Source organism: Rheinheimera sp. (assembly GCF_020217005.1).
Taxonomy (GTDB): Bacteria; Pseudomonadota; Gammaproteobacteria; order Enterobacterales; family Alteromonadaceae; genus Pararheinheimera.
The window spans coordinates 1-10,000 of record NZ_JAIWOI010000102.1 but is presented as its reverse complement, the minus strand read 5'-3'; the positions used below and the strand labels follow the sequence as shown (position 1 = coordinate 10,000).

At 47.3% G+C, this 10,000-nt stretch carries 10 protein-coding genes; all 10 read left to right on the top strand.

The annotated features are described in order from the left end of the window. Positions 1-642, top strand: a 642-nt coding sequence (locus LDL40_RS04990; protein WP_300994062.1) for a chromate transporter, incomplete at its 5' end; no start/stop codon positions are given. Then, a complete protein-coding gene (locus LDL40_RS04985) occupies positions 642-1,268 on the top strand; it encodes a flavin reductase family protein (protein ID WP_300994060.1) in 627 nt (208 codons plus the stop codon). The genes LDL40_RS04990 and LDL40_RS04985, both read left to right, overlap by 1 nt. A gap of 571 nt (positions 1,269-1,839) precedes the next feature. Continuing rightward, positions 1,840-2,304, top strand: a complete 465-nt coding sequence (mraZ, locus tag LDL40_RS04980; RefSeq protein ID WP_300994058.1) for a division/cell wall cluster transcriptional repressor MraZ — start codon at positions 1,840-1,842, stop codon at positions 2,302-2,304. Further along, a complete protein-coding gene (gene rsmH / locus LDL40_RS04975; RefSeq protein ID WP_300994057.1) occupies positions 2,304-3,242 on the top strand; it encodes a 16S rRNA (cytosine(1402)-N(4))-methyltransferase RsmH in 939 nt (312 codons plus the stop codon). Before mraZ ends, rsmH begins: the two co-directional genes overlap by 1 nt. After that, positions 3,239-3,547 carry a cell division protein FtsL gene (gene ftsL, locus LDL40_RS04970; RefSeq protein ID WP_300994056.1) on the top strand — a complete coding sequence of 103 codons (309 nt, stop codon included), beginning with the start codon at positions 3,239-3,241 and terminating at the stop codon, positions 3,545-3,547. Before rsmH ends, ftsL begins: the two co-directional genes overlap by 4 nt. After that, positions 3,544-5,298 carry a penicillin-binding transpeptidase domain-containing protein gene (locus LDL40_RS04965; protein ID WP_300994055.1) on the top strand — a complete coding sequence of 585 codons (1,755 nt, stop codon included), beginning with the start codon at positions 3,544-3,546 and terminating at the stop codon, positions 5,296-5,298. Before ftsL ends, LDL40_RS04965 begins: the two co-directional genes overlap by 4 nt. Next, positions 5,288-6,769 (top strand): UDP-N-acetylmuramoyl-L-alanyl-D-glutamate--2,6-diaminopimelate ligase, encoded by a 1,482-nt coding sequence (locus LDL40_RS04960; protein ID WP_300994054.1) that lies wholly within the window; start codon positions 5,288-5,290, stop codon positions 6,767-6,769. The genes LDL40_RS04965 and LDL40_RS04960 overlap by 11 nt, the downstream gene beginning before the upstream one ends. After that, complete coding sequence (murF, locus tag LDL40_RS04955) at positions 6,766-8,142, top strand: UDP-N-acetylmuramoyl-tripeptide--D-alanyl-D-alanine ligase (RefSeq protein ID WP_300994053.1); 1,377 nt, start codon at positions 6,766-6,768, stop codon at positions 8,140-8,142. Before LDL40_RS04960 ends, murF begins: the two co-directional genes overlap by 4 nt. Continuing rightward, positions 8,136-9,218 carry a phospho-N-acetylmuramoyl-pentapeptide-transferase gene (mraY, locus tag LDL40_RS04950; protein WP_300994051.1) on the top strand — a complete coding sequence of 361 codons (1,083 nt, stop codon included), beginning with the start codon at positions 8,136-8,138 and terminating at the stop codon, positions 9,216-9,218. The genes murF and mraY overlap by 7 nt, the downstream gene beginning before the upstream one ends. A gap of 3 nt (positions 9,219-9,221) precedes the next feature. Continuing rightward, positions 9,222-10,000: UDP-N-acetylmuramoyl-L-alanine--D-glutamate ligase (gene murD, locus LDL40_RS04945; protein WP_300994049.1), on the top strand; the 779-nt coding region annotated here is incomplete at its 3' end.

The following is a 10,000-nucleotide window of genomic DNA, read 5'->3' as shown; positions in this document are numbered from 1 at the left end:
TGGGCTTTGCCTATGCTGCTGCTTACCTTCAGTTTGGGCTGGCAACATCAACTAACCCAAATGAGCTGGTTTTTTACCAAGGCTGCATTATTAACTTTTGGTGGTGCTTATGCGGTGTTGCCTTATGTTTACCAGGGGGCTGTCGACAAATTTGGTTGGTTAACGCCAGGCCAAATGATGGATGGCCTGGCTTTAGGCGAAACGACGCCGGGCCCGCTGATTATGGTGGTCGTTTTTGTCGCTTTTGTTGGGGCTTATGTTGAGGCCAGCTTTGGGCCTGACTTGATGTTGCTGGCCGGTATTACAGCCGCACTTTTAGTCAGTTGGTTTACCTTTTTACCTTCTTTTATTTTTATCCTTGCAGGTGGTCCACTGGTAGAATCCAGTCAAGGCAAAGTGCAACTCACTGGACCATTGACTGCGATCAGCGCTGCAGTGGTTGGCGTGATAGTAAATTTAGCGCTGTTTTTTGCCTATCATGTGCTTTGGCCTTCAGGTTTTTCCACCGCCATCGACTGGCAGGCTGGTTTTATTACTCTGGCAGCATCTCTTGCCTTGTTTGTGGCGAAGCAGGGATTGATGCGGGTGATTGCAGGAGCCGGTATCCTGGGCTTGGTTTTATCTTTTTGGAGTCACTTTTAATGTGGATTGATCTGCAACAGCTGGACCCTTCGGCCGCTTATAAGCTGCTCACCAGTACCATTACCCCTCGGCCTATCGCCTGGGTCTCGAGTTTATCTATAGATGGTGTTGTGAATCTGGCACCTTTTAGTTTTTTTCAGATGATCACCGACCAGCCGCCAACCTTGATGATTTCTACTCAGCATAAAGCGGATGGCAGTCGTAAAGATACCAGCATAAACATTGAAGCTACCCGTGACTTTGTCGTCAATCTGGTGCCGCATGCGTTGGCGAATGAAATGAATATCAGTGCAGCCGCTGTGCCTGCCAATGAAAGTGAATTTGACTTAGCCCGTTTGGAACAGGCGGCCTCCAGCCAGATTAAAGTGCCAAGAGTGGCATTGGCTCCGGTCGCTCTGGAATGCAGGTTATCCAGATTACAGCCTTATCCACCGGAAAACCCAAGCTGTGAAGTCATTTTTGCAGAAGTGCTAGCGATTTATATCAATCCCACTGTACTGGACGCCAATGGTATGCCTGATCCCCATAAAATGGATTTAATCAGCCGTATTGGTGGTTCAGGTTATAGCAGGGTTGCTACTGATATATTTCAGTTAGCCCGACCTGCATCCGCAGTGCGTCGCTGAGCTTCCTGTTTTTTGCCCTGATTACCTTTTGAGAAGCAGGGCTTTTTCTTGGTGGTTGTGAGTGCTTGCTTACTTTTTTTGCCGCAATTTAATTGGGTTTTTATTCTAATTTAACTGTTTTTTGCCTGCTTTTTTGCTCTTATCTCTACTACTGCCCTAGCTTGCAGTTATTATCGTTTGTCATTGTAGTTGTCATAATTCAATTTCAATCTGACAATTTTTATTAATAAAAATCATACGGTTATTTTAATGTTGTGCATTAAAAACCTGCTGTCATTAGTTTGGTTACAGCAGCTTAGTCGCACAGCTTGAGCCATTAGTCTGAATAGCTTGGTTATGCGTAACCAAATAAAAAATTTAAAACTATTTTATGGTTTTTTTCTTCCACTTTTTCCCACAGAAATCAGGATCTTCGCGCTAAGCCTTGTTTTTACTGGATCTATCCTGATCAAACAAAGGGGTTTTCACCTTGACAAGCTTTCTTCTGCGGCCCTAAACTGTACATCAGTGGGAAATTGTGGGTATTTGTGGATCAAATATCAGGATCAAACAAGAATAAAGTGGGATTAACATGTTCCGTGGTTCGTTTTCTTTAACATTGGATGATAAGGGTCGGTTAGCGCTGCCAACGCGTTACCGTGATACCTTATTTGCTGATGCAGAAGGCGCCATGGTCTGCACCATCCACACTAAAGATCCCTGCTTATTACTGTATCCACTGCCTGAATGGGAAGAAGTTGCAGAACAGCTGCAGCGTTTATCCAATCAAAACCCACAAGAATTGCGCTTTAAACGTTTATTGATAGGCCACGCGTCGGATTGTGACATGGATAAAAGCGGCCGCATTCTATTACCTGCGCCACTAAGAAACCATGCCAGTCTGACAAAAAACATCCGTTTAGTCGGACAACTTAATAAATTTGAGATCTGGGACGAAGACACCTGGAATAAGCGTGTTGCTGAAGATATGGCAATTGAACGTGATATGTCCGTCGACGCAGAGATCTCAGAACGGCTGCAGGATTTTGTACTCTGATGGATCAAAGCGCCCATATCTCCGTACTACTGGCTGAGACCATAGACGGACTAGCCATAAAACCCGACGGGATTTATCTCGACGGTACCTTTGGCCGCGGTGGTCACAGCAGAGTGATCTTATCTAAATTAGGTCCGCAAGGCCGTTTATACGGCATTGACCGTGACCCTGCCGCTATTGCCGCAGCTCAGCCTTTATTGGCCGACCCACGTTTTTCTATTACGCACAGCCCTTTTGCAGCCTTAGCCCAAATTGCTGAAGATAAAGGCATTACAGGTAAAGTAGACGGCATTTTGCTGGATCTAGGTGTATCTTCACCGCAGTTGGATGATGCTGAACGTGGTTTTAGCTTTATGCGTGATGGTCCTTTGGATATGCGGATGGACCCAACATCAGGTATTTCTGCTGCCGACTGGCTGGCCAAAGCTGATGTCGAAGACATTACTTTTGTTTTGCGTGAATACGGCGAAGAAAAATCAGCCTGGCGTATCGCCAATGCCATAGTCGATAGCCGCAGTGAGCAACCACTGACCCGCACGGCTCAACTGGCTAGCTTAATCAGCACTGTGGTACCAAAAAGCCATAAAGAGAAAAAACATCCTGCGACTCGTAGCTTTCAGGGTATCCGTATATATATCAACAGCGAACTGGACCAGATCAAAACTGCGTTGGACGCAGCTGTGCATGTATTAAAACCTGGTGGTCGTTTAACTGTGATCAGTTTTCATTCGCTGGAAGACCGCATGGTGAAACAGTTTATGCGCTTAAAAAGCAAAGGCGCGGCTATTCCTAAAGGTTTACCCCTGACCCAGGAACAACTGAATCTGTACACCCCGTTAAAACTGATCGGTAAGGCCATTATGCCGTCAGAAGCCGAACTGGAAAATAACGTCAGAGCACGCAGCGCTGTATTACGCATAGCGGAGAAAACCGCATGAGTGCCATTAAACTTAACCGTCTGATCATCAGTGACATCTGGCAACACAAGTTTTTGCTGGTGCTGATGTTGTGCTGTTTAGGTTCAGCTTTGGCTGTGGTGGAGTTCACTCATATGAACCGCCAACTAACGATCCATGAAGACAAAATATTGCAATATCGTGACAGACTGGAAATGGAGTGGCGCAACTTATTGTTGGAACAAAGGGCCTTGTCTGAACACAGTAGGGTAGAAGAGCTGGCCGTGACCAAACTGAATATGGTCAGGCCCAGCGGCCCACAAGATGTGGTGGTGCAGGAACCATGATAAAAAAACCAGCAGCACCTAAAAAGCAGGCGAAAAAGAATCAACAGCCGACTGTCATCAGTTGGCGTTTTGCTTTTGTAATAATCTCTTTATTTGGCGTGTTCAGCGGTCTGATTATCCGTGCAGCCTATTTGCAGGTGTTAGAGCCGGAAATGTTGCTGGAACAGGGTGATATGCGCACCTTGCGGGTGAAATCTGACGCTGCGATGCGTGGCATGATTTTAGACCGTAACGGCGAAGAATTGGCGGTCAGCGTTCCTGTGCAGTCAATATGGGCTGACCCGCAACTTGTACTTCGTAACAGACACAAAATTGACGAGCGCCGCTGGCATGCCTTGGCGGATATGCTGCAAATCAGTCCACAGCAGTTGTCTGATAAAATTGGTGGTGACGATTCCAAACGTTTTGTTTATCTGCAGCGTCAGGCTAGCCCTGCTACCGTGGATTACATTAAACAGTTAAAAATTCCAGGCATAGCTTTCCAGCAAGAGTCACGTCGTTATTATCCGGCCGGTGAAGTGACTGCGCACTTGCTAGGTTTCACCAATGTCGACGATCAGGGCATGGAAGGTATTGAACGTCAGTTTAACGACGTGTTGACCGGTAAGCCAGCTCTGAAAACTATACGTAAAGATGCCAAAGGCCGCGAAATTGAAGTGCTTTCACAAACCGATGGCAAGGCCTCCAATAATATTCAACTGAGTATCGACCAGCGTATTCAGGCTGTGGCTTATCGTGAACTGAAAAAGGCTGTGATGCAGTTTGGTGCTACCTCAGGTTCTGTGGTAGTGGTGGATGTGCATAATGGCGAAGTACTGGCTATGGCCAATGCACCTTCGTATAACCCAAACAACAGAAAAAATACTGACAGTAACAGGTACCGAAACCGCGCCATCACCGATACCTTCGAACCAGGTTCTACTATAAAACCATTAACAGTGTTAGCCGCTTTAGAAAATGGCACAGCCACTATGGATACTGTCATTTCAACAGGTTACGGTCCTGTTCGTATTGGCGGTCGTTTAGTGCGGGATATCAATGGTTATGGTGATTTAGACCTGACAGGCATTATGCGCAAATCCAGTAACATAGGCGTAACCCGTTTAGCTTTAGGTCTGCCTACCGAGAAATTTCTGGATATGTACTACAAAATGGGAGTCGGCTCTGAAACAGGTTTGGGCCTGACAGGCGAAACTCCTGGTGTATTACGTGAGCAACGTCGTTGGGGTGAATTTGCGTTAGCTACTATTTCTTTTGGTTATAGCTTTACCGTTAATGCCGTACAACTGGCCCGTATTTATGCCACCATTGCTAATGGTGGTGTGTCTTATCCTTTGTCTATTTTTAAAAGCGATAAAAAGCCATTGGGCGAACGTGTGGTCAGTGAAGAACATGCTGACAATATGGCCAGCATGCTGGAAGCTGTGGTAGGGCCTGGCGGCAGCGCAAAACGAGCTGCAGTGCCTGGTTATCGTGTTGGTGGCAAAACAGGCACCGCTAAAAAAGCTGGTATAGGGGGCTATAGTTCAGACTACATTGGGTCTTTTGCTGGTATAGCGCCTATTTCAAACCCACGTATCGCTGTCGTGGTCATTATCAATGAACCCAGCGGTGATTACTATTACGGTGGTGAAGTGGCTGCTCCGGTATTTTCTGCTGTGACAGGTGCAGCCTTACAGCTATTGAATGTCGCGCCTGATGCCAATGACGGCCGAATTACCAAAGTCAGTGGGGTGCCTAATGCCGGCTAACTCACTACAGCAGTGGCTGACTCCGTTTAAAATCCAGCTGAGCGCTGCAGTGGCGGCTTTGCCGTTGCAGCATTTGCGCATCAATAGTGCCGAAGTGCGGCAGGGTGATGTATTCCTGGCTTTGCCTGGTACTAAAACCCATGGCAACCAGTTCGTTGAAAAAGCCTTAACTGCTGGTGCTGTGCTGGTGCTGACCAATACTGCGCCAGCTGTTGCTGATGAACGTGTTGTCGTTGTCCCTCAGCTGGTTGAATTGCTCAGTGCTTTAACTGTTGCATTTTACCCCCACCAAGCGCAACGACTTGTTGGTATTACCGGCACCAACGGTAAATCCAGCACTGCTATTTTTATCAATCAGTTGGCTGTGCTGTTACAGCAACAAGGCGCTGTAATTGGTACTTTGGGTTATGGCGATTACCGTAGCCTGACGCCTTTAAATAACACTACACCTCATCTGGTCGATATTCACCGTATTCTGCACAGCATCCAGAGCACTGAAGCTGTGAAAGGCGATGCGCTGGTGGCAATGGAAGTCTCTTCTCATGCCTTGGTACAACAGCGTGTGGCTGGCCTGCAGTTTGAAGTGGCAGTGTTTACTAATTTAACCCGCGACCATCTGGACTATCACGGCACTATGCAAGCGTACGGCGAAGCCAAAGCTTTGTTGTTTAAAGCAGATTTAGCCAAAACCGCTGTGATTAATATCTCAGACGATTTTGGTCGTCAGTTAGCTGCAGACTGCACTCTGCCTGTGCTGGTTTATGGACAATTAAAGGACTGTGCTGGCTACAGCGAGTTTCTTGCTTATGACCAACTGGATATTACCCCGCAAGGTTATCAGTTCCGCTTAACCAGCCACCTGGGCCAGCAACAACTGCAACTCAGGGTTCTGGGTGAGTTTAATATTCAAAACGTATTGGCCGCCTTTGGCGCCATGCTGCAGTTAGGCTACAGCTTTGAGGTTTTAGTTCAGGCTGTGCAGCAATTGCGTAGTGTGCCAGGTCGTATCGAACAGTTTTACCAGGCTCATCGCAAGGTAATGGCTGTGGTGGATTATGCCCATACGCCTGATGCGCTGGAGCAAACCTTACGGGCTGTGCGTAACCACTGCCAGGGCCAGTTGTGGCTGGTGTTTGGTTGTGGTGGCGACCGGGATAAAGGCAAACGACCTTTAATGGGAGCTATTGCCGAGCGGTTGGCAGACCAATTAATTATTACGGCAGACAATCCACGTACTGAAGATGTGATGGCGATTTGTCTGGATATAGCCTCAGGTTGCACAGAGCCGCAGTATCAACTGATCACAGACCGTAAAACGGCGATACGCACAGCCTTAGATCAGGCCAAAGCTGGTGATCTGGTCTTGATCGCTGGCAAAGGCCACGAAGATTACCAAATCATTGGTCATGACATTTTACCCTACGATGAACGTGCCTTTGTCCGACAACTGGTGACGGAGACTGCTTTATGATCCCTTTACAAACAAAAGAAATAGCACAGTTAGTGCAGGGACAACTGGTTGGCGCTGATATTCAGATTCAGAGCGTCAGCACAGACAGCCGCAATATCAATCAGGGCGATTTGTTTATTGCCTTAAAAGGGCCAAATTTTGATGGCCACCAGTTTGCCGCCGATGTGATCAGCAAAGGAGCGGCTGCTTTGATTGTCGAACAGCTGCTGGATCTGGCAGTGCCACAAATTATTGTGGCTGATACCCGTCTGGCCTTGGGCGCTTTAGGTGCCGCAGTCAAACAAAAGGTCAATCCTAAGTCTGTGGCTGTGACTGGCAGCGTGGGTAAAACCACAGTCAAAGAAATGATGGCCGCTATTTTAGACCGTATCGGCAATGTGCTTGCCACAGCCGGCAATTTTAATAACGATATAGGTGCGCCTTTAACCCTGTTACGTTTAACTGAGCAGCATCAATATGCGGTGATGGAGCTCGGCGCCAATCATTTAGGCGAAATTGCCTATACCTCTTCGTTGGTCAAACCTGAAGTCTCCATTATCACCAATGTGGCCGCGGCCCATTTGGAAGGTTTTGGCGACTTGTTTGGTGTAGCCCGTGCTAAAGGCGAAATTTATGGCTCTTTAGGCGCGGACGGTGTCGCTATAGTGCCGCTGGACAGCGAGTTTTCTGATTATTGGTTAAAGCGTCTGCAGGATAAAAAGGTGCTGACCTTCAGCAGCACTCAGGCCGCTGATTTCAGCGCTGAACATATAGTGCTGAATGAACAGGGCTGTGCCAGTTTTGATTTAGTCTGCCCACAAGGCCGGATTTTTGTTCAGTTGGTATTGCCAGGCAAACATAACGTAGCCAACGCTTTGGCCGCCGCTGCAGCCACTTTGACTTTAGGTGCCAGCCTGACCGATGTGCAGTTAGGTTTAGCCGCGATGAAACCTGTGAAAGGCCGGATTAACGTCACGCAAGCTAGCGACAAATTACGTCTGATAGACGATACCTACAACGCAAACTCTGAGTCCACCAAGGCCGCTATCGATCTACTGGCAACTTACCCCGGCTTTAGAGTGTTAGTTTTTGGTGATATGGGTGAACTGGGCGCGGATGCCCGTTTGTACCATGAAGAAGTAGGTTTATACGCCAAACAAAAGGGGATTAATCTGTTATTCACCCTGGGTGTGTTATCACAAAGCGCCAGTGATTTATTTAACGGCCAAGGGGCCCATTTTAGTTCCCGTCAGCAACTGATCCAAAAGTTAAGCCCGATCCTTGATGAACAGTCCGACGCGACTGTGCTGGTCAAAGGTTCGCGCAGCGCCAAAATGGAATTGGTGGTGCAGGACTTGCTAGAAAGATGTCAGCAGGAGATCAGCTCATGTTAGTGTGGTTAGCCGAGTATTTAACTCAATATATCAACGCCTTTAACGTATTCAGTTACCTGACCTTCAGGTCTATTCTGGGCATTTTAACGGCTTTAATGTTGAGTCTGTATTTTGGCCCTAAGCTGATCGCCAAATTACAACAACTGCAAATAGGCCAAACAGTGCGCGACGATGGCCCACAAAGCCATTTTTCGAAAAAAGGCACGCCGACTATGGGTGGTTTGCTGATTTTAGGTTCAGTGCTAGCCAGTATTCTGTTGTGGGCTGATCTTGGTAATAAATACGTCTGGGTCGTGATTTTTACCCTGGTGAGCTTTGGCTGGATTGGTTTTATTGACGACTACCGCAAAGTAGTTCGTAAAGATCCAAAAGGCTTAATCGCCAAATGGAAATACTTCTGGCAATCCTTGTTTGCGGTCGCTATTGCGTTTTTCTTGTATGCCTCAGCAGAACGTCCGGCAGAAACCAGTTTAGTGGTGCCTTTTATTAAAGATGTGCTGCCACAGCTGGGCTTTATCTTTATTGCCTTGTGTTACTTCGTCATTGTAGGTACCAGCAACGCAGTGAACTTAACAGACGGGTTAGACGGTTTAGCCATAGTGCCAACCATCATGGTGGCTTTCGCTTTTGCCATTATTGCTTATGCCAGCGGTAACGTGAATTTTGCCACTTACCTGAACATCCCTTATCTGCCTCACGCCAGTGAACTTGTGGTGGTGTGTGCGGCTTTAGTCGGCGCTGGTCTGGGTTTCCTTTGGTTTAATACTTATCCGGCTCAGGTTTTTATGGGCGATGTAGGCTCTTTAGCTTTAGGCGCTGTGCTGGGTGTGATTGCTATTTTAGTCCGCCAGGAAATTGTGCTCTTTATTATGGGCGGTGTGTTTGTGATGGAAACTGTGTCTGTGATTTTGCAGGTGGGTTCTTACAAATTACGCGGCCAACGGATTTTCCGTATGGCGCCTATTCACCACCACTACGAATTAAAAGGCTGGCCTGAACCCCGCGTTATAGTGCGGTTCTGGATTCTGTCCGTCATTTTTGTGTTGATTGGTTTAGCCACTTTAAAACTGAGATAAAAGATGAACGCTAAGTTGTTCCAGGGAAAACGTGTTGCTGTGATAGGACTAGGCCTTTCAGGTCTGGCCACAGTGCGCTTTTTGCTGAAACAAGGCGTCAAACCAGTGCTGATGGATACCCGCTTAAAAGTGTCAGGGCTGGAACAAATTCCAGCTGACAAAGTAGACGGTATTTATTTAGGTGAACTGGATGCGAACCGTTTAGCTCATATGGATGTGTTGGTGGTCAGCCCTGGCTTAGATCCTAAACATCCGGCGATACGTTTTGCTTTAGCACAAGGTGCGCATCTGATTGGTGATGTCGAGCTGTTTGCACTGCAAAACCAGAAGCCTGTGCTTGCAATCACTGGCGCCAACGGCAAGTCGACTGTCACCAGTTTAACGGCTCATATGCTGCAATGCAGTGGCATAAAAGCTATAGCAGCAGGCAATATTGGTTTACCTATCCTGGATGCATTGCAAAGCGATGCTGATGTGTTTGTACTGGAGCTGTCGAGCTTCCAGTTGGATACCACTCATTCTCTTCGGAGCAAAGCCGCCTGTATCCTCAATGTGACTGAAGATCATATGGACAGATACGGCACTATGGCTGCTTATGCTGCATCCAAACAACGGGTTTATCAGGGCACAGAACTGGCAATTTACAATAAAGCCGATGCGTTAACTTTTCCTCAGAGCCCTGTAGTTTCGTTAGGATTAGAATTAACTGCTGCTGACTACGGCTTGGTTCAACATCAGAGCGAAAACTGGTTACTTGTTGCAGGCGAGCCTTTAATGCCAGT